The following is a 20,573-nucleotide window of genomic DNA, read 5'->3' on the forward strand; positions in this document are numbered from 1 at the left end:
GCACTAGGACATTCTCGATAAAAAAGGCGTTATTTAGCGCATTCTTAACAAAATCCAGACTTGGCACACGCCTATTTTGTATACCATAGTAAACCCATTGAAAGGCAGGGGAGAGCCTTTCGGGGAGGAGCCAGTGGCGAAGGCCGCAAGCCGGATTCAAATGCCAATCGGCGTCGTCGTACGCAAAACACCCGGTGTAACCCGCTGGGCGAAGTGGAATTGGCGCGCTGTTGCTGTGCTGCCCGGGGCCGCGCCTGCTGACTGGCAGGAGCTGCGCCGGGAAGGCGAGGCTGTAGAGTATCACGCGGCAACCCTCCCGCTTACCCTATGGGCTGACGAAACCGAGGCCTACATGGTCAACCTCTCTGACGACCAGCCTTCAATCTACCTTGTTCTGCGAGATGCTTTGGATGGAGAGCGCCCAATGGATGCGGTGCTGGTTACGGCGTCCCCGTTCGAAGGCCAGGATTACGCAGACACCGGAGAAGAGATCGTTGAAAAGATCCCAATGACCGAAGGGCTCATCGCCTGGGTTCGTGACTTTGCGTTGGAACATCACCGCGAAGAAGTCTTCGTGAAACGCCGCCGTGACAAGAAACGCACCGATCTGGTCGAGGATGGCAAGGGCGACGCGCGTATCCGTCAGACCTCAGACGTCTATCGCGCCCCGCGGAGGATCGTGCAATGACGCAAGCCCGCGATTTCTGGTCCCGCCGCAAGGCAGCCGTTCAGGCAGAGGCTGAAGCCGAAATCATCGCGGACGAGGAGCAGGCTATCGCTGCGCAGCGTGCGGAACTCGAAGAAAAGTCGGACGCCGAGATACTCGCCGAGTTCAATTTACCCGATCCCGATCAATTGCAGGCCGGAGACGATGTCTCGGGCTTTATGGCCAAGGCTGTGCCCGACCGCCTGCGCCGTCGCGCGCTGCGGCGGTTGTGGCGCTTGAACCCGGTGTTGGCCAATGTGGACGGGCTCGTTGACTACGGTGAGGACTATACCGACGCGGCTTGCGTGATTGAAAACATCCCCACCGCGTATCAGGTCGGCAAAGGTATGCTGGCCCATATCGAAGCGCTGGCAGCAGAAGCCGAAGAGATCGAGCCAGAACCTTTAGTTGAGGAAACGGAGCCAGAACTGGTCGATGAGCCGACACCAGAGCCGGTCATCACGGCTGAGGCAGAAGATCCTGAAGACGTCGATCTGCCCCCCACCCCGCGCCGCATGAAATTTGAGTTCGAAGGATAACCCCATGACCGCAAGCGAAGCGCAAAATATGGATGTCTCGACCGAGGATCGCCTGCGCGCGGATTTCTATAACTTTCTCGGGCTGTTACTTGCGGCTCCGCCAGATCAGATGTTGCTGGATCAGATGGCTGGTCTGTCCGGGGATGAGACTGATCTGGGTCAGGCCATTCAGGCCATGGCACGGGTGGCTAAGGTCACGAAACCAGCCGCTGCGGAACGTGAGTTCAACGCCCTGTTCATCGGACTGGGTCGGGGCGAGCTGCTGCCCTATGCCAGCTTCTACCTGACCGGTTTCCTGAACGAAAAACCTCTGGCCCAGTTGCGCAACGATATGGCCGCACGCGGCATCACCAGGGCACAGAACGTATTCGAACCCGAGGACAACATCGCCTCGCTGATGGAGATGATGGCGGGCATGATCGTTGGCCGCTTTGGAGCGCCTGCGTCATTGGAGGATCAGAAAGCGTTCTGGAACAAGCATATCGGCCCTTGGGCTACGCACTTCTATTCGGATTTGGAAGCCGCCGAAGCGTCGGTTCTCTATGCATCTGTCGGCACCGCCGGTCGGGTGTTCATGGAGATCGAACGCGAGGCCTTCCGAATGACGGCAGCGTGAACCGCTGTCAGTCGCCAGCGCCCGCAGGGGCGTTAAACTGCAAATGGGAAAGGAGGACCCCATGAGCAAGACCAAGGAAGAAGGCGCATCGCGCCGCGACTTCCTGAAACTGGCCGGAACCGCAGCGCCTGCTGCCGTTGCCGCAGCCAGCCTGAGCGGTCAAGCCGAAGCAGCCGAGCTGCCAACGGACGAGACCCGCATGCAGGACACAGCGCACACCCGCGCCTATCTGGACAGCGCCCGGTTCTGAACCGGACGACGTCAACCCCGACTGACGGTTGCGATTGGCCCTGACGTCGGCACTAAAAGTACCAAGCCAGCCATGGCTTACATGGTGAGCAAGGGAGGAAACCAATGCTAAGGAAAAAGACCAACGGGGTTGCGAGACGCCCCCAGCGGACAAGTATCCTGTCCCAGGTCGGCGAAAAAACCGTCGATCGCCGCGCATTTCTGCGTGGCTCGGGCCTGACGATCGGCGGCCTTGCTGCGATCAGCGCCACGGGTGGAACCGTGACGCCAGCCAGTGCCCAGACAGCAGCAAACCAGGCCGTTGAAAACATTAAATCCGTATGCACCCACTGCTCGGTCGGCTGTACAGTCGTTGCCGAGGTGCAGAACGGTGTCTGGATCGGGCAAGAACCCGGTTGGGACAGCCCGTTCAATCTGGGTGCACACTGCGCCAAGGGGGCCTCGGTTCGCGAGCACGCCCATGGCGAGCGCCGCCTCAAATATCCGATGAAAAAGGAAGGTGGCGAGTGGAAGCGCATCAGCTGGGAAGAGGCGATCAACGAGATCGGCGACGGCATGATGAGTATCCGCGAAGAATCCGGGCCGGACAGCGTGTACTGGCTGGGTTCAGCAAAGCATAATAATGAACAGGCCTATCTGTTCCGCAAGTTCGCCGCCTACTGGGGCACGAACAACGTGGATCATCAGGCCCGTATCTGCCACTCAACCACCGTTGCGGGTGTTGCGAATACATGGGGCTACGGCGCCATGACCAATTCGTACAACGACATCCATAACTCTCGGGCCATCTTCATCATCGGCGGCAACCCGGCCGAGGCGCACCCCGTCTCGCTGTTGCACGTTCTGCGCGCCAAAGAGCAGAACAACGCCCCGCTGATCGTCTGCGACCCGCGCTTTACGCGCACCGCGGCCCATGCGGATGAATATGTCCGGTTCCGCCCCGGCACGGACGTTGCGCTTGTCTGGGGTATTCTGTGGCACATCTTCGACAACGGTTGGGAGGACAAAGAGTTCATCCGCACCCGCGTCTGGGGCATGGACCAGATCCGTGAAGAGGTTGCCAAATGGAACCCGGATGAGGTCGAGCGTGTCACCGGCACTCCGGGATCGCAGCTGAAACGTGTTGCGCGCACCATGGCCAACAACCGTCCCGGTACGGTGATCTGGTGTATGGGCGGTACGCAGCACACCAACGGCAACAACAACACCCGCGCTTACTGCGTGCTTCAGCTTGCCTTGGGCAACATGGGCACCTCGGGTGGTGGCACCAACATCTTCCGCGGCCATGACAACGTGCAGGGCGCGACGGACCTTGGTGTTCTGTCTCATACCCTGCCCGGCTACTATGGCCTGTCCAAAGGGGCATGGGGTCACTGGGGCCGTGTCTGGGGTGAAGACTCCGAATGGCTGGCCGGTCAGTTCGCCACGATCAAGGACAAGGAAGGCAAGGACAAGTCGCTGCAAAACGAGCGCGGCATCCCTGTCTCTCGTTGGATCGACGGTGTTCTGGAAGACCCGGCCAACATGGATCAGGACAACAACGTCCGCGCCATGGTTCTGTGGGGTCACGCTCCGAACTCGCAAACGCGAGGCCCGGAGATGAAGACGGCGATGGAGAAGCTGGACATGCTGGTCGTGATCGACCCGTATCCCACCGTCTCGGCCGTTCTGCATGACCGCACCGACGGCGTCTATCTGTTGCCCGCCTGCACGCAGTTCGAAACCCGTGGATCTGTCACGGCCTCGAACCGTTCACTGCAGTGGCGCGACAAGGTGGTTGAGCCGCTGTTCGAAAGCCTGCCGGACGAGGTCATCATGGCCAAATTCGCCAATAAGTTTGGATGGGCAGATCGACTGTTCCGCAACATCGAGATGGACGATCCCGAAACCCCCAACGTTGAAAGCATCACGCGTGAGTTCAACAAGGGCCTCTGGACAATCGGCTATACCGGTCAGTCGCCGGAACGTCTGAAAAGCCATATGGCCAACCAGCACACGTTCGACAGAACCACGCTGCAAGCCATTGGCGGACCAAACGACGGCGAATACTACGGCCTTCCCTGGCCCTGCTGGGGAACGCCGGAAATGGGTCATACAGGGACACCAAACCTCTATGACATGTCCAAACCGGTGGCCGAAGGCGGCCTGACCTTCCGCGCTCGCTTTGGCGTGGAACGCGATGGCGACAACCTGCTGGCCGAAGGGGTCTATAGCGCTGGATCGGAAATTCAGGATGGCTATCCCGAATTCACAATGCAGATGCTGATGGACCTTGGCTGGGACGGCGACCTGACGGCCGAAGAACGCGCGGCCATCGACGCCGTTGCTGGACCAGAGACCAATTGGAAGACCGACCTGTCCGGCGGTATCCAGCGGGTCGCGATCGAGCATGGCTGTGCGCCCTTCGGGAACGCCAAAGCCCGCGCGGTCGTCTGGACCTTCCCGGATCCGATCCCACTGCATCGCGAGCCGCTCTATACCAACCGGCGCGATCTGGTGGAGGACTATCCGACCTACGAGGACCGCCAGGCCTATCGCCTGCCAACCCTTTATGCCTCGATCCAGAAGAACGACTTTTCAAAGGATTACCCGATAATCCTGACGTCAGGTCGTCTGGTCGAATATGAAGGCGGCGGCGAAGAAACCCGGTCGAACCCGTGGCTGGCTGAGTTGCAGCAGGACATGTTCGTCGAGATCAACCCACGCGATGCCAACAACCTTGGTATTCGTGACGGGCAACAGGTCTGGGTCGAGGGTCCTGAAGGCGGCAAGGTCAAGGTGATGGCGATGCTGACCAACAGGGTCGGTGCCGGCGTGGCCTTTATGCCGTTCCACTTCGGCGGCCATTTTCAGGGCCAGGATTTGCGGGACAAGTACCCCGCAGGCGCTGATCCCTACGTGCTGGGTGAAAGTTCCAACACCGCACAGACTTATGGCTACGATTCAGTGACCCAGATGCAGGAGACCAAAGCGACTCTCTGCAAAATCTCGGCAGCGTAAGGAGGACGATAATGGCTAGAGCAAAGTTTCTCTGCGACGCTGAACGCTGCATCGAGTGCAACGCCTGCGTCACCGCGTGCAAGAATGAGCACGAGGTACCATGGGGCATCAACCGCCGCAGGGTGGTGACGATCAATGACGGCAACCCGGGCGAACGCTCGATCTCTGTGGCCTGTATGCATTGTTCGGATGCGCCATGCATGGCGGTATGCCCGGTCGACTGCTTCTATCAGAACGAAGAAGGGGTCGTCCTGCACTCCAAGGACCTGTGCATCGGTTGTGGTTATTGCTTCTACGCGTGCCCGTTCGGCGCGCCGCAATACCCGCAGGCTGGCAACTTCGGATCACGCGGCAAGATGGACAAATGTACCTTCTGTGCCGGCGGCCCCGAGGAAACCCACTCGACCGCAGAGTTCGCCAAATATGGTCGCAACCGGATCGCCGAGGGCAAACTGCCCCTCTGCGCCGAGATGTGTTCCACCAAGGCCCTGCTTGCCGGTGACGGCGACGTGGTCTCGGCCATCTACCGCGAGCGTGTCGTCGCACGCGGGTTCGGTTCGGGCGCGTGGGGTTGGGGCACAGCCTACGACCAAAAAGACGGCTGATCCGTCTGCATGAAAAACAGGTGACCCGCCTAGGTGGGTCACCTGCTTTGGAATTTTGACCGAGGTTCAGATGTTCCGCTTACTTTTCGCATTCCTGTTCGCCCTGGGATTAACCAGCGCCGCCCTGGCACAGTCCACCGAGGCAGAAGCCACGACCGAAGAACGCGCCCAAACAGGTGGCGCGACCACGCTTGAGGATATCCTCGCGCGGCAACGTGGTGAGAAAGTGGACAACAGCTATCGCTCGGAAAATACCGGCCAAGACAATGCCGAGGGGCTGCTGGGTCAACTGGGTACGCGTGGCGTAGCGTCCGACAGCGATGTTTACCGGGCCATTCGATACGGCTCAGCAGACACAACCGTTTCGACCAGCGGGCCAGCGGCAGGCGTGCTGATTCAGGATGGTGGCATGTGGTGGTGGGAATTCCGCACCGGGCCGCTGCGCGAATACGGCTCGTATATCATCACGGGAATGCTGGCGATCATCGTGCTGTTTTTCCTGATCCGCGGGAAAATCCGCATCGACGGAGAAAAGACCGGCCGAACCGTCACCCGCTTCAATGGCTTTGAACGCTTTGGCCATTGGCTGTTCGCCGGGTCCTTTCTCGTCTTGGGCATAACGGGCTTGCTGACCCTTTATGGCCGCGACTTCCTGATTCCGATCTTCGGCAAAGAAGGCTTCGCGACCATCGCGCAGGGCTGCAAATGGCTGCACAACAATCTGGCCTGGTCCTTCATGCTTGGGCTGATCATCGTAACCGTGAACTGGATCGCTCATAACATCCCGAACCGCACCGACCTGAAATGGTTGGCCGCCGGAGGCGGGCTGTTCACCAAGGGCAGCCACCCACCCGCCAAGAAGTTCAACGCAGGTCAAAAGGTCATCTTCTGGGCCTGCATCCTGCTGGGCGTCTCGATCAGCTTGTCTGGCCTTTCCCTGCTGTTCCCATTTGAACTGCCAATGTTTGCCAAGACTTTCTCGGTCGCGAATTCGACCGGTATCCCACAGATGTTCGGACTGAGCCTGCCGGCGCAAATGTCTCCGCAAGAGGAAATGCAATACGCACAGGTCTGGCACGTGATGGTCGCCTATGTGTTCATCGCCATCATCATCGCCCATATCTATCTCGGTTCGGTTGGCATGGAAGGCGCGTTCGATGCCATGGGTACCGGCGAAGTCGAAGAGCAATGGGCCCGCGAGCATCACTCGCTGTGGCTGGAAGAGGTGCAGGACAAAGAGGCCAACAAGGCTGCGGCCTCTCCCGCCGAATAGATGCGCTGGCTGGTTCTGGCTCTGGCGCTGGCTCCCCCGCCCGCATTGGCCGAGTTCTTTACGCTCAAAGGTCACGGCGGGCCGATCATGGGGATTGCAACCGCGCCTGACGGGCGGATCGCCACGGCTAGTTTCGACAATTCGGTTGGCCTTTGGTCAGACCGCAAGCCCCAATGGCTGGAGGGGCACGAGGCTGCCGTCAATTCTGTCGCTTTTAACGGGCGTGCGATTTATTCCGCAGGGGATGATTTCACCCTGCGACGCTGGCCGGGCGGAGACGTGGTTGGCCAGCACAAGGGCAAGATCGTCGGACTTGCGGCCTCGAAAACGCACGTGGCAACTGCCAGCTGGGACGGCACGATCGGCCTGTGGCCCGAGGATGGCTCGCCCCCCCAAGTGCTTGAGGCGGGCAGTGGTGTCAACGCCGTGACGTTTTCCCCAGATGGCTCGACGCTGTATTCGGCAGGCATGGACGGAACGCTGCGGGTTTGGGATGTAGCCACCGGGCAGGAAACCCGACGGCTGGTCGAACATGGATTCGGGATCAACGAAATCGTTCTGAACGCCCAAGACAACTGGATCGCCTATGGCGCGGTGGATGGCGTCACTCGCATTCTGGACCTGGCCAGCGGGGATGTGCGTGATTTTACGCTCGACCGTCGCCCGATCTTAGCGCTGGCACTGACCCCGGATCGCAGCCTGCTGGCTGTGGGCGACGGTGAAGGCTACATCATGGTGATCGACACTACCGAGTGGCGTATCGCGCAGGACTTCCGCGCCACGCTGCGCGGACCGGTCTGGGCGCTGGCCTTTTCGGCGGACGGCCAGAACCTCCACGCTGGTGGCCTTGATGAAGCAATGTATAGTTGGCCCGTCTCTGCGCTTGGCGATCAGGAACAGATGGCGGCGGCAGAGCCCACATTTCTGAAGAACCCCGACGAGATGAGCAACGGGGAACGCCAGTTCGCCCGAAAATGCTCGATCTGTCATAGCCTAACACCTGACGGGCAAAGGCGAGCTGGTCCGACCCTTTACGGTATCTTCGGCCGCAAGGCGGGTACACTGCCGGGATATTTCTACTCGGACACGCTGCAAGACTCTGATATCACTTGGAATGACGAAACGATAAACGCCCTTTTCGACGAGGGCCCAGACCACTACATACCAGGGTCAAAGATGCCAATGCAGCGGATCACACAGTCTAGCGACCGCGACGATCTGATCGCCTTTCTGCGCCGTGCAACAGCACCGGAAAACGGAACCGGAGGAGACCAATGAAAGCCTTTCTTGCCGCTGTGGCCGCAATGGTCGTAATCACCGTCGCCGCACCCTTCGCATTGCAACAGATCGGGTTCAGCGCCGCTGAAGCGGGCTCTGGCGCTGCGGTGCGGCTCGACTGAATGTCCGAATTCCTGACGACCAAAGAGCTGGCCGACCTGCTGCGCATTGGCGAGCGCAAGGCCTATGATCTGGCTTCCTCGGGCGAGGTCCCCTGCGTCCGTGCCATGGGCAAGCTGTTGTTCCCCCGGGCCGAGGTCATTGCGTGGCTAAACGCCTCCCGTTCTGGCCCTCAGGTAGCTGAACCACCCCTGCCCCCGATTGTCGCCGGCAGCCACGATCCGCTGCTGGACTGGGCCTTGCGCGAAAGCGGATCGGGTCTGGCCACCTACTATGACGGTTCTTTCGACGGCTTGAACCGTCTGAAGGACCGCAGCGCTCAAGCCGCGGCTTTACATATCCACGAAGACGATGGGTTCAACACGCATGCCCTGCGAGACACTCTGGGTGAGGCCCCGGTAGTTTTGTATGAGATCGCACAAAGACAGCGCGGGTTGCTATTGGCACCAGGTGTTACCAATATTTCAGGGTTTGCGGACCTTAAAGGCCGTAGGGTGATCCTGCGTCAGGACAGCGCCGCCAGCCAACGGCTGTTTGACGCGCAGCTTGAGGCCCACGGCCTGACGTGCAAGGATGTGGACGCCCTGCCCACCTGTGCCCGCACCGAAGAGGAATTGGCCATAGCCTTACACGACGGTAAGGCCGAGGCCGGATTTGGGCTCGGAGCTTTGGCGGGATTCTATGAACTAGCCTTCACCCCAACCCACTCTGAACGGCTGGACCTTGCGATCTGGCGTCGGGCTTATTTCGATGATCCGATGCGCAAGCTGCTGGGGTTCGTGCAATCAGACCGCTTTACCACCCGCGCCGCCGAGTTTGGAGGATATGACCTGTCCGGTCTGGGCACGATCCACCACAACGGCGCGAGCGGTTAGCCCTGATTACTTGGCGTTGGGAAAAAACAGCTGCTGGCCGTCCAGCTTATAGGATTCAATCGCCGCCTGCCCGTCTGGGCCGATGAGCCAATCGACGAACCTTTGCCCCGCTGCAGCCCGCACGCGCGGGTGCTTTTCTGGGTTCACCAGAATGACACCATACTGATTGAACAGGCGCGGATCGCCTTCGACCAGAATCTCCAGGTTGCCCTTGTTCCCAAAAGACTGCCATGTCGCACGATCGGTTAAAACATAGGCACCCATCCCGCTGGCCACGTTAAGTGTCGCCCCCATGCCCGATCCCGTCTCGCGATACCACTCGCCCGAGGCCTTGGTCGGATCGGCATCCGCCGCGCCCCACAAGCGCATTTCGGCCTTGTGAGTTCCGCTGTCATCTCCGCGCGAGGCGAAGGGTGCTTCGGCCTCAGCCACGGCACTCAGGGCCACCACGACGTCCAAACCACCTTTCACTTTGGCTGGGTCTGATTTTGGCCCGACCAGAACAAAGTCATTGTACATCACATCGAACCGTTCAACGCCCCAACCATCGGCAACGAACTCTTCCTCGGCAGGTTTGGCATGCACCAACAGCACATCGCCGTCCCCGTTGACGGCGTTTCGGATCGCCTGCCCGGTGCCAACCGCAACCACGCGCACATCGATACCCGTCTCGGCCTCGAACCCTGGCAAGATATAATCCAACAGGCCGGAATTCTGGGTCGATGTTGTCGACTGCACGACGATAAACGGCTCTTCGGCGGTGACTGACGTTGCCGTCAGGCCAAAAGTTACTAATGCTGCCCGAACAAAATTCCGGATCATTTCGATCTCCATTTTTTAAATTAAGTGACCAGCCCGCCAGCCAAATAACGACGCGAGGCGTCACTTTCGGGGGCATCCAGTATCTGTTTGGCGGCCCCATGTTCAACCACATGACCACCCTGCATCATCACGATATCGGCGGCCAACCGCCGAGCCTGCCCGATATCATGCGTGACCATGACAATGCGAACACCACGGGTCGACGCACGCAAGATCATCCGTTCGATCACCTGCGTCGCGCTTGGGTCCAGCGCACTGGTGGGTTCGTCCAGAAACAGCGTTTCGGGGTTCAACGCAAGGGCGCGCAGGATGGCCAGCCGTTGCGCCTCGCCCCCGGACAGGGACCGCGCGGATTGCCGCGCCTTGCCGTCCAGCCCACCTTCGGCCAGCAGTTCTTCGATACGGGTTTTGCGGGCGCTGCGGGGCAGACCCTGCCGTTTCAGCACAAAGTCCAGATTGGCCGCGACCGACCGGCGCAGCAAGACGGGTTGCTGAAACACCATCGCTTGCCGCGCCTTGTGTTCGGCGTTCAGGACCTCTCCGTCCTGCCGGACATGCCCGCGATCGGGCACGATCAGCCCGTGCAGGCAGCGCAGCAGCAGGCTTTTGCCCGAACCGTTCGGTCCAAGGATCAGGGTCGGCCCTGGCCCATCCAGCGACAGGTGCTGCACATCAAGCAGCGCCTTGCCATTTCGGGCGATCCGCACCTCATCCAACGACAGACAGCCCGCCATTTCATGGGTCAGATCACGCATGGCGCAACCCCTCCTGCTCAGCTCGCAGGCTGAGCGTGCTGACCATGGCGTTTACAGCGACGGCGATGCCGATAAGGATGGCGCCAAGCGCCAAGGCTAGCGCCAGATTGCCCTTAGATGTCTCAAGCGCGATGGTCGTCGTCATCACCCGGGTCACATGGTTAATATTGCCGCCGACGATGATCACCGCCCCAACCTCGGCAATTGCACGGCCAAACCCGGCCAGCAACGCGGTTACCAGCGCCAGTCGCGCGTCCCATAGCAGCACCGGAACCGAGGCCAACCGCGACACACCCAGCGAACGCAGCTGTTCCGAGTATTCCTCGGCCAGCATCTCGACCACCTGCCGGGTCAGCGCGGCGACTATGGGCGTGACCAGCACCACTTGTGCAATGATCATGGCGGTCGGCGTATAGAGAAGTTCCAACACCCCTAACGGCCCCGAACGCGACAGCATCAGATAGACCAGCAATCCCACAACAACCGGCGGGAACCCCATCAGCGCGTTCATTAGCACGATCAAAGCCCGCCGTCCCGGAAACCGCGCAACCGCCAGCGCGGCCCCTATCGGCATCCCGATCAGCGCCGAAATTAGCACTGCAAAAATCGAAACTTTCAGGGATAACAGCACAATCGCCCACAGCTCTGCATCCCCTTGGAGGATCAAAGATAATGCCGAGTTGAATTCTGAAGCAAATCCCTGCATTTTATCCCTGCTGACCTGCACTTCGGATGAAATGCGCCCAATTGCAGGATAATACTAGCTTCCCTTGGTGCCAAGTACAGACACGTTTCCGACATATCAAAATGAAAACGCGGCCCCGATTGGGACCGCGCATGTTCAAGGGTTTGGAAGGGATCAGTTCAAAGCCGCATCCGTAATCTGATGCGTCCAGGCACCTTCGGGTTGTTGGGTGATTACCGGATCAGACCCACCGGCCAGCAGAGTGCCCACAGTGCGTTCGAAATCCGCCGGGTCCAGCGCGCCGTTCGAACCGGCGGTCAGCTTGGCGATCTCGCCCATCATGCGCTTCTGATGCTCTTCGGTCTGGGCGCCGGTGGCGTCGTTTTCCAGCACGATTTCTGCGGCCTCATCCGGGTTCTCTTCCGCATATTTCCAGCCCTTCATCGAGGCGCGGACGAAACGCTCCATCTTGTCGGTGAATGCCGCGTCGCTGAGGTTTTCTTCCAGAACGTACAGACCGTCTTCCAGCGTGGCGACACCCTGATCTTCGTATTTGAAGGTCACCAGTTCATCCGGGCTGACGCCTGCGTCGATCACTTGCCAGTATTCGTTGTAGGTCATGGTGCTTATGCAATCGGCTTGCCGCTGCAGCAGCGGATCAACGTTAAAGCCCTGCTTCAGAACTTCGACACCGCTTTCGCTCTTGCCCCCGGTGTCGATGCCCAGCTGGCTCATCCAACTCATGAACGGGAATTCGTTGCCAAAGAACCAAACGCCCAACGTGCGGTTCTTCAGATCCTCGGGCGAGGAAATCCCGGCGTCCTTCCAGCAGGTCAGCATCATGCCCGAGCTCTTGAAGGGCTGCGCGATGTTCACCAGCGGCAGACCTTTTTCACGCGCGGCAAGCGCCGCGGGCATCCACTCAACCGTCACATCGGCACCACCACCTGCGATTACTTGTGTCGGCGCAATGTCCGGGCCGCCGGGCAGAATGGTGACGTCCAGCCCCTCTTCCTCATAAAACCCTTTATCCTTGGCCACGTAATAGCCCGCGAACTGCGCCTGCGTGACCCATTTGAGCTGCAGTGTCACCTCATCCGCCGCCAGCGCCGCGCTGGCTGCCAGGCTAAAGGCGGCAACCGCCCCGCTGAGTAGCTTATTCATCTTCATATCTCCTAGTTGTTGTTGGCGCCCCGTTTTCGGGGTCTGTTGAAGTCTTGTTATCCTCGTTGTGATGGGTGCCAGAATGTCACCGCTTTTTCGATCATGGCGACCAGCCCGTAGAACGCCGTCCCGGCCAAAGCGGCCACGACGATCTCGGCCCAGACCATATCCAGCGAAAGCTGCCCTACGCTGGTCGATATCCGGAACCCCATGCCCAGAGTCGGCGACCCAAAGAACTCGGCCACGATAGCGCCGATCAACGCCAGGGTGGTAGAAATCTTTAGCCCATTGAAAATAAAAGGCATCGCGGCAGGCAAGCGCAGTTTGAGGAAGCTTTGCCAATAGGTCGCCGCGTAGGTCTCCATCAGGTCGCGTTGCATGGCCGTTGCCTCGCGCAGACCGGCCACAGTGTTCACCAGCATCGGGAAGAACACCATCACCACGACCACGGCTGCCTTGGAATGCCAGTCGAACCCAAACCACATCACCAGAATGGGGGCCGTGCCAACAATCGGCAGCGCCGCCACAAAGTTCCCAACCGGCAACAGACCAAGGCGCAGGAAGTCCCAGCGGTCCACCGCAATCGCCATCAGGAAAGCAGATCCGCACCCGATGATATAGCCACTGAGCGCACCCTTGAGGATGGTTTGCACGAAATCGGCCCACAGGATCGGCAGGCTGTCCCCAAACCGCACGGCAATGACTGAAGGCGCAGGCAAGATCACCAAGGGCACGTCCAGCCCACGGACCACCAGTTCCCAAATCCCGATCACGGTGAGACCAAAAATCAGCGGGGCCAGAAGTCGCACCATCCGCGTATCAGCATAGGGACCGCTGGCCAAACGCCCGTTCAGCCACCAACCGAACAGCCATAGAAGGATTGCACAGAAAACAAGTATCATTGCGCCATCCCCATCCGCTTGAGAACCGTCCGTTCAACCATTCCCAGCAACCCGACAAGGCAAGCCGCCAAAATGGCTGCAGCGAACAGGGCCGACCAGATTTGCACCGTCTGACCGTAGTAGCTGCCCGCCAGCAGGCGCGCGCCCAGACCGGCGACTGCCCCGGTCGGCAGCTCACCCACGATGGCCCCGACCAGAGAGGCCGCAATACCGATCTTCAGCGAGGTGAACAGGTACGGCATCGACGCAGGCAAGCGTAGCTTCCAGAACCCCTGTGACCGGCTGGCGTTATACGTCCGCAGCAAGTCCAACTGCATCGCATCCGGGCTGCGTAAACCTTTGACCATGCCAACAACGACCGGGAAAAAGCTCAGATATGCCGAGATGATTGCCTTGGGGATGATCCCCTGAATCCCCACCGAATACAGCACCACGATAATCATCGGCGCCAGCGCGATAATCGGAATGGTCTGGCTGACAATGGCCCAGGGCATGACCGACAGGTCCATAACCCGGCTGTGCACGATCCCGACGGCCAGCAAAATGCCAAGCCCTGTACCGATCGCAAAGCCCAGCATCGTCGCGCTCAGCGTAACCCAGCCATGGTAGATAAGTGACCGTTTCGAGGTGATCTTCTTTTGAACCGTCGTCTCCCACATCTCGATGGCGACTTGATGTGGGGCTGGCAGGCGGGGCCTGTCCTGCTCCCACGTGGCGGGAACGGCGAAACTGTTGTTCAGCGCCAAGCCGAACTCAGACATGTCTCGCCGGTCTTTGGCGGACGGAGGCTGCACCTCGGCCCCTGCCCGCTCTTGTTCAGTCAATACGCCCTTGATGTTCATCGGAACGCAAGCCGCGTACCAAAAGGCGACAATGACCGCGAGAACCGTAAGGACGGCCCAGAACGCTTTTAGGCTGCTACTCATCCGCATGCCCCGCTCGCAGGCCTTCACGCACGCGATGGGCGACTTCGATAAACTCCGGCGTGTCACGGATATCCAGCGGACGTTCTTTCGGCAGAGGGCTGTCGATCACATCCGTAATCCGCCCAGGCCGAGGGCTCATCACCACAATCTTGGTGCTGAGGTACACCGCCTCGGGGATCGAGTGTGTTACGAAGCCGATGGTCTTACCCGTCCGGGCCCACAACGCCAACAACTGCTCATTCAGGTGGTCGCGCACGATTTCGTCCAGAGCGCCGAACGGTTCGTCCATCAGCAGGATATCGGCGTCAAACGCCAGCGCCCGCGCGATACTGGCGCGCTGCTGCATGCCGCCCGACAGCTGCCATGGAAACTTGCCACCAAACCCTGAAAGATCAACAAGTTCCAGAACCTTGCTCACCCGTTCTTCCTGCTCGGCGGACGAATAGCCCATGATCTCAAGCGGCAGCTTGATGTTCTTGGCAATGGTCCGCCACGGATACAGCCCCGCAGCTTGGAAAACATAGCCATAGGCCCGGTTTCGCCGCGCCTCATCTGGGGTCATGCCGTTGACGGTCAGGGTGCCCCCGGTCGGTGTTTCCAGAGCCGCGATGCAGCGCAGAAAAGTTGTCTTGCCGCAACCCGAGGGGCCAATGAAGCTGACGAACTCACCTTTATCGATGGTCAGGTTTACGTCTTTCAGCGCGTGGACCGGTCCATCATTGGTTTGGAAAGTGAGATCCAGTTGCCTTGCCTCGATCACGGGCTGGGTAGTGCTTTCAGTATTCATTCCATTGCCTTGAAAAGGTTAGGCTTTGGGTCGCCCTGGCGGACGACCCGCGCACAATTAAACACCCGTCGCCGGGATGCCCGACCGTTCAACTGGCCGCGGGGCGGTCAGCTCTTTCCAGGTGCTCAGCGCCTTGTTCACGTGACCGTTCGGCTCGCGCGCGACAAAGTCACCGTGCCCTTCCTGAGTACGAATCTCACCGTCATGCACCGCCACCTGGCCGCGTGACAGGGTAAATCGAGGCAGACCTTTGACCTCTTTACCCTCGAACACATTGTAGTCGATTGAGGATTGCTGCGTGTCGGCGCTGATCGTCTTGGTCTTTTCAGGATCCCAAACCACGATATCCGCATCCGCGCCAACGAGGATTGCGCCCTTTTTCGGATAGCAATTCATGATCTTGGCAATGTTCGTCGAGGTCACGGCGACAAACTCGTTCGGTGTCAAACGACCGGTGTTCACTCCATAGGTCCACAGCATGGGCATCCGATCTTCAAGGCCGCCCGTACCATTTGGGATTTTTGTGAAATCCCCGACGCCATAGCGTTTCTGCTCGGTCGTGAACGCACAGTGGTCAGTCGCTACTACACTAAGCGTACCCGAGTGCAGGCCGTTCCACAGGCTATCCTGATGCTGCTTATTCCGGAACGGAGGGCTCATGACCCGTCGCGCCGCGTGATCCCAATCATGATGGAAGTATTCGCTCTCATCCAATGTCAGGTGCTGAATCAGGGGCTCACCCCAGACCCGTTTGCCATTCATCTTGGCCCGGCGAATGGCCTCGTGCGCCTCTTCGCAGGACGTATGCACCACATAGAGCGGCACGCCAGCCATGTCGGCGATCATGATTGCCCGGTTGGTAGCCTCACCTTCCACCTGCGGCGGACGTGAATAGGCGTGCGCTTCGGGGCCGGTGTTCCCTTCTGCCATTAGCTTGGCCTGCAATTCAGCTACAACGTCGCCATTCTCGGCATGGACCATGGCGATGCCACCCAGTTCTGCCAGACGCTTGAACGAGGCGAAAAGCTCGTCATCGTTCACCATCAATGCGCCTTTGTAGGCCATGAAGTGCTTGAACGTGTTGATGCCACGGGTCTCGATCACCGTCTTGATGTCGTCGAAAACCTGCTCACCCCACCATGTCACGGCCATGTGGAACGAGTAGTCACAGTTCGCCCGCGTGGATTTGTTATCCCAGCGTTTCAGAGCGTCCAGCAGCCCCTCTCCGGGGTTCGGCAGCGCGAAATCCACCACCATCGTAGTGCCCCCGGCCAATGCCGCGCGCGTGCCGCTTTCGAAGTCATCGCTGGAGTAAGTGCCCATGAACGGCATTTCCAGATGGGTATGCGGGTCGATCCCGCCGGGCATGACATAGCACCCGGTCGCGTCCAGCTCCTTGTCACCCTTCAGATCCATTCCGATCTCGGTGATCACCCCACCTTCGACCATTACATCCGCCTTGTAAGACAGATCGGCGGTCACGACGGTCCCGTTCTTGATAACAGTGCTCATTTTAGTCTCCCTGTTGCGGTCTGCGCCGCTTGCTTCATCTGGCCAAAAATATCCCGGGGGAGTCGCCCTTTGGGCGACGGGGGCAGAGTCCCCTATTCCACGATCTCAGCTGTCTCGACGACTGCATGAAACAGAACGTCCGCCCCGGCTGCAGCCCAGTCCTTGCTGATCTCTTCGGCCTCATTGTGGCTCAACCCGTCTACACACGGGCACATAACCATCGCAGTCGGCGCCACACGGTTGATCCAGCACGCATCATGCCCCGCACCCGAGATGATGTCCCTATGTGAATAGCCCAACCGTTCGGCTGCATCACGAACGGCTGCGACGCAGCCGTCATCGAATTTTACCGGATCAAATCCGCCGACCTTCTCGAATTCGATCTGCAGACCCATCTCTTCGACAATACCCTCTGCGGCCACGCGCAGGCGGTTCTCCATATCCGTGATCACATCCAGATCAGGCGACCGGAAATCGACCGTGAACACCACCTTGCCCGGGATCACATTGCGTGAGTTCGGATAGACGTCGATATGCCCTGCCGCGCCCACGGCATGCGGCGCATGGGACCATGCAATCTCATCTACTTTCTCAATTATCCGCGCCATCGCCAGCCCGGCGTTCTTGCGCATCGGCATCGGGGTCGATCCGGTATGGGCGTCCTTCCCCGTCACCGTAATCTGTGTCCAGCTTAAGCCCTGCCCGTGGGTGACAACGCCGATGTCCTTTCCCTCGGCCTCAAGGATAGGTCCCTGTTCGATGTGCAACTCAAAAAACGCGTGCATCTTGCGGGCACCGACCTCTTCGTCGCCTCGCCAACCGATGCGCTGCAATTCGTCGCCAAATTTCTTACCCTCGGCATCCTCGCGGTCATAAGCCCAGCCTTGCGTATGCACCCCGGCAAACACGCCCGACGACAACATCGCCGGCGCATAGCGTGTGCCCTCTTCATTGGTCCAGTTCGTGGCCACAATCGGATGTTTGGTCTTGATCCCCAAATCGTTCAAAGTGCGGATAACTTCCAAGCCGCCTAGTACGCCCAACACACCGTCATACTTTCCGCCCGTTGGCTGCGTATCCAGGTGCGAGCCGACATAGACCGGTAACGCCTCGGGGTCGGTCCCCTCTCGGCGGGCAAACATGTTGCCCATCTGGTCCAGACCCATGGTGCAACCGGCATCCTCACACCATTTCTGGAACAGCGCGCGGCCCTCGGCATCCTCATCCGTCAGGGTCTGGCGATTGTTGCCGCCCGCAACGCCGGGGCCGATCTTGGCCATCTCCATCAGGCTTTCCCACAACCTGTCGCCATTGATCCTGAGGTTCTGCGCCGGAGCTGCCATTTTCTTTTTCCCTGTTGCTTGCGATTTGGCTCGCTTTTGGTGTCTTGATTTGACCATCTGGTCAAACTCACGCTATCACGGGTTGGTCATCAGTCAAGAAATTGCGAGACGCCGTCGATAATTTTGGCATAAACGGCGCCTGCTTGCCGGAAAAAGAGACAGCCTGAAAACATGCCCAAAGATCGTGCCCCAACCAGAATTCAATTAAAGAACCGAGCAGCGATTCTGGACGCTGCTCTGAATGTGTTCTCGGCACATGGGTTTCGCGGTTCGACCGTTGATCAAATCGCGACCGAAGCCGGGCTGAGCAAACCAAATCTGCTGTATTACTTCCCGTCGAAAGAGGCGATTCATACCGCCCTTCTGTCTGGTCTGCTGGACGTCTGGCTTGCCCCGCTGCACGATCTGGACGAAGCCGGTGACCCGATGGAGGAAATTCTTTCCTACATCCGCCGCAAACTGCAGATGAGCCGCGAATTGCCGCGCGAAAGCCGTTTGTTTGCCAACGAACTGGTCCAGGGTGCCCCACGCATTCACGACGCGCTGTCGCAGGACCTGAAACAGCTGGTGGATGAAAAAACCGCGATCCTGAAGCAATGGATGGACGATGGTAAAATCGCTCAGGTTCACCCCTATCACCTGATCTTCTCGATCTGGGCACTAACACAGCACTACGCCGATTTCGATGTACAGGTCCGCGCGATTCTGGGCGACGAGGACCCGTTTGAAGGTGCCGAACCGTTCATAGACACGCTTTATCGTAAACTTCTCACACCCTGAAATCAGACCCAGTCCTTTCCAATACGTGGTGCAAGTGAACGTTAGTGAAGCTCAGAGTTTGTGGCCCGTTCCAAGCCCAATTCAGGCATTAGAAGAGCAGATTTAGGGGGGCAAAATCCAGCCCCTGAGTTTGAGACGTTTTAACGAATCTTGAATATGTGCCATTCTCAGTTCCGGGCGATACCTGTCAAACTTGGATTTAGACTTGGCGCCTGTGGCCTGGGAGGAGCCAGTTATGAACCTGAGACCTGACCCAACTTTTCACGCAACTCCGAAACTTGCTATGGAAGCGCCTGCGGAAACGCTGGCCTTCACTTTGATGCTCAGCCCGGACGGCTCCCAGCCTGATGGCTTGGCCGTCGTAGATGTTGATCCTGAATCGAAGACATACAGCCAGATTGTTCATAAGCTTATGATGCCCAACAAGGGCGATGAATTTCATCACTTCGGTTGGAACGCGTGCTCATCTGCACTCTCGCCACTAACCGGGCATGCTTTTCTGGAACGCAGATATCTGATCATACCGGGTATCCGGTCCTCGCGCATCTACGTGATCGACGTAAAGGAACCCCTGAAGGCGAAGATTCACAAGATCATCGAACCAGAAGAGGTGTTCGCCAAAACGGGTTATTCCCGCCCGCACACAATCCACTGCGGCCCCGAAGGGATTTATGTTTCTACGCTTGGCGGCGGCGGTGCCGATGGCACAGATGGCCCTCCGGGTATCTTCATCATGGACTGCGAAACCTTTGATGTCTTGGGTCGCTACGAAATGGACCGCGGTGAACAGGACAAACACTATGACTTCTGGTGGAACCTCCCGCGCGACTACATGGTGAGCTCGGAATGGGGGCTGCCACCACAGTTCGAAAACGGGATCGTGGCCGAGGATTTGCTGTCCAACAAATACGGTCACAAGATCCATTTCTGGAACCTTCGCGAACGCCGCAACGTCCAAACCATCGATCTGGGTGAAAACCACCAGATGGCTTTGGAAATACGGCCCGCTCATGATCCGGCAAAGGATTATGGATTTTGCGGCGTCGTCGTGGACACCACGAACCTGCAGGGTGCAATTTTCACGTGGTGGCAGAAGGATGACGGAACATTCGAGGCGAAAAAGACGATCACGATTGATCCGCGACCTGAGAAGGCCGAGAACCTTCCGCCCCTGTTGCAGGGATTTGAAGCCGTACCTCCATTGGTCACCGACATAGACCTGAGTCTTGACGACAAGTACCTCTATGTCGCGTGTTGGGGTCAGGGTGAAATGCATCAGTATGATGTGTCCGACCCGATGAACCCCAAGCTGACCGGCAAGGTCGAACTTGGCGGGATTGCGCGCGGGGCGAAACATCCGAACGGCAAGGGTTTTGCTTACGGCCCCCAGATGGTTGAGATCAGCCGGGACGGCAAGCGGGTCTACTGGACCAACTCGCTGTATTCGACATGGGATGATCAGTTCTACCCTGATGATGAGGGCGGGCAAATGGTCATGGCCAATGTCGGGGAAAACGGTGGTCTGGAACTGGACAAGGATTTCTATGTCGAGTTCCCAAAGGGCTATCGCAGCCATCAGATCCGCCTTGAAGGTGGAGACTGCTCAACCGATAGCTTCTGCTACCCGTCTGTCTGA

Annotated in this window: 21 protein-coding genes; 12 read left to right on the forward strand and 9 right to left on the reverse strand. The window is 58.9% G+C overall.

Annotated elements, in window-relative coordinates:
* Positions 1 to 133: 133 nt before the first annotated feature.
* From ACXAGD_RS09330 to ACXAGD_RS09375, 10 genes are all read left to right on the forward strand, one after another.
* Complete coding sequence (locus tag ACXAGD_RS09330; protein ID WP_475209966.1) at positions 134 to 688, forward strand: DUF3305 domain-containing protein; 555 nt, start codon at positions 134 to 136, stop codon at positions 686 to 688.
* Positions 685 to 1,245 carry a DUF3306 domain-containing protein gene (locus ACXAGD_RS09335; protein WP_475209967.1) on the forward strand — a complete coding sequence of 187 codons (561 nt, stop codon included), beginning with the start codon at positions 685 to 687 and terminating at the stop codon, positions 1,243 to 1,245. Before ACXAGD_RS09330 ends, ACXAGD_RS09335 begins: the two co-directional genes overlap by 4 nt.
* 4 nt (positions 1,246 to 1,249) lie before the next feature.
* Positions 1,250 to 1,861: a TorD/DmsD family molecular chaperone gene (locus ACXAGD_RS09340; protein WP_475209968.1), complete on the forward strand. Its 612-nt coding sequence runs from the start codon at positions 1,250 to 1,252 to the stop codon at positions 1,859 to 1,861.
* Positions 1,862 to 1,922: 61 nt separating this feature from the next.
* A complete protein-coding gene (locus ACXAGD_RS09345) occupies positions 1,923 to 2,111 on the forward strand; it encodes a twin-arginine translocation signal domain-containing protein (protein ID WP_475209969.1) in 189 nt (62 codons plus the stop codon).
* A gap of 104 nt (positions 2,112 to 2,215) precedes the next feature.
* Entirely contained in the window at positions 2,216 to 5,110 is a 2,895-nt protein-coding gene (locus tag ACXAGD_RS09350) for a formate dehydrogenase subunit alpha (protein ID WP_475209970.1), read from the forward strand.
* A gap of 11 nt (positions 5,111 to 5,121) precedes the next feature.
* The gene (fdh3B, locus tag ACXAGD_RS09355; RefSeq protein WP_170324620.1) at positions 5,122 to 5,715 is read left to right on the forward strand and encodes a formate dehydrogenase FDH3 subunit beta; all 594 of its coding nucleotides are present in this window, start codon (positions 5,122 to 5,124) and stop codon (positions 5,713 to 5,715) included.
* Between the two features lie 70 nt (positions 5,716 to 5,785).
* Positions 5,786 to 6,988, forward strand: a complete 1,203-nt coding sequence (locus tag ACXAGD_RS09360; protein WP_475209972.1) for a formate dehydrogenase subunit gamma — start codon at positions 5,786 to 5,788, stop codon at positions 6,986 to 6,988.
* The gene (locus tag ACXAGD_RS09365) at positions 6,989 to 8,266 is read left to right on the forward strand and encodes a c-type cytochrome (RefSeq protein WP_475209973.1); all 1,278 of its coding nucleotides are present in this window, start codon (positions 6,989 to 6,991) and stop codon (positions 8,264 to 8,266) included.
* Positions 8,263 to 8,388, forward strand: a complete 126-nt coding sequence (locus ACXAGD_RS09370; protein WP_475209974.1) for a hypothetical protein — start codon at positions 8,263 to 8,265, stop codon at positions 8,386 to 8,388. Before ACXAGD_RS09365 ends, ACXAGD_RS09370 begins: the two co-directional genes overlap by 4 nt.
* Positions 8,389 to 9,261, forward strand: coding sequence for a substrate-binding domain-containing protein (locus ACXAGD_RS09375; RefSeq protein WP_475209975.1), 873 nt, complete (start codon positions 8,389 to 8,391; stop codon positions 9,259 to 9,261).
* A gap of 6 nt (positions 9,262 to 9,267) precedes the next feature.
* On the opposite strand, the gene ACXAGD_RS09380 is transcribed toward ACXAGD_RS09375, so the two are convergent.
* The 9 genes from ACXAGD_RS09380 to ACXAGD_RS09420 form a co-directional block, all read right to left on the reverse strand.
* A complete protein-coding gene (locus tag ACXAGD_RS09380; RefSeq protein WP_475209977.1) occupies positions 9,268 to 10,083 on the reverse strand; it encodes an ABC transporter substrate-binding protein in 816 nt (271 codons plus the stop codon).
* Positions 10,084 to 10,103: 20 nt separating this feature from the next.
* Complete coding sequence (locus ACXAGD_RS09385; protein WP_475209978.1) at positions 10,104 to 10,838, reverse strand: ATP-binding cassette domain-containing protein; 735 nt, start codon at positions 10,836 to 10,838, stop codon at positions 10,104 to 10,106.
* Entirely contained in the window at positions 10,831 to 11,544 is a 714-nt protein-coding gene (locus ACXAGD_RS09390; protein ID WP_475209980.1) for an ABC transporter permease, read from the reverse strand. Before ACXAGD_RS09390 ends, ACXAGD_RS09385 begins: the two co-directional genes overlap by 8 nt.
* 153 nt (positions 11,545 to 11,697) lie before the next feature.
* On the reverse strand, positions 11,698 to 12,687 hold the full coding sequence (locus ACXAGD_RS09395; RefSeq protein ID WP_475209982.1) for an ABC transporter substrate-binding protein: 990 nt from the start codon (positions 12,685 to 12,687) through the stop codon (positions 11,698 to 11,700).
* 56 nt (positions 12,688 to 12,743) lie between these two features.
* Entirely contained in the window at positions 12,744 to 13,589 is an 846-nt protein-coding gene (locus ACXAGD_RS09400; protein WP_475209984.1) for an ABC transporter permease, read from the reverse strand.
* Positions 13,586 to 14,515: an ABC transporter permease gene (locus ACXAGD_RS09405; protein WP_475209986.1), complete on the reverse strand. Its 930-nt coding sequence runs from the start codon at positions 14,513 to 14,515 to the stop codon at positions 13,586 to 13,588. Before ACXAGD_RS09405 ends, ACXAGD_RS09400 begins: the two co-directional genes overlap by 4 nt.
* Positions 14,508 to 15,302: an ABC transporter ATP-binding protein gene (locus ACXAGD_RS09410; protein WP_475209988.1), complete on the reverse strand. Its 795-nt coding sequence runs from the start codon at positions 15,300 to 15,302 to the stop codon at positions 14,508 to 14,510. The genes ACXAGD_RS09405 and ACXAGD_RS09410 overlap by 8 nt, the downstream gene beginning before the upstream one ends.
* A gap of 57 nt (positions 15,303 to 15,359) precedes the next feature.
* The gene (hydA, locus tag ACXAGD_RS09415; RefSeq protein WP_475209990.1) at positions 15,360 to 16,814 is read right to left on the reverse strand and encodes a dihydropyrimidinase; all 1,455 of its coding nucleotides are present in this window, start codon (positions 16,812 to 16,814) and stop codon (positions 15,360 to 15,362) included.
* A 92-nt stretch (positions 16,815 to 16,906) separates the two neighbouring features.
* Positions 16,907 to 18,157 carry a Zn-dependent hydrolase gene (locus ACXAGD_RS09420; RefSeq protein ID WP_475209992.1) on the reverse strand — a complete coding sequence of 417 codons (1,251 nt, stop codon included), beginning with the start codon at positions 18,155 to 18,157 and terminating at the stop codon, positions 16,907 to 16,909.
* Positions 18,158 to 18,328: 171 nt separating this feature from the next.
* On the opposite strand from ACXAGD_RS09420, the gene ACXAGD_RS09425 reads away from it, so the two are divergent.
* Both ACXAGD_RS09425 and ACXAGD_RS09430 read left to right on the forward strand, forming a co-directional pair.
* Positions 18,329 to 18,937: a TetR family transcriptional regulator C-terminal domain-containing protein gene (locus ACXAGD_RS09425; protein ID WP_475209994.1), complete on the forward strand. Its 609-nt coding sequence runs from the start codon at positions 18,329 to 18,331 to the stop codon at positions 18,935 to 18,937.
* 235 nt (positions 18,938 to 19,172) lie between these two features.
* Complete coding sequence (locus ACXAGD_RS09430) at positions 19,173 to 20,573, forward strand: selenium-binding protein SBP56-related protein (protein WP_475209996.1); 1,401 nt, start codon at positions 19,173 to 19,175, stop codon at positions 20,571 to 20,573.

The organism is Ruegeria sp. ABF4_144 (assembly GCF_056160045.1).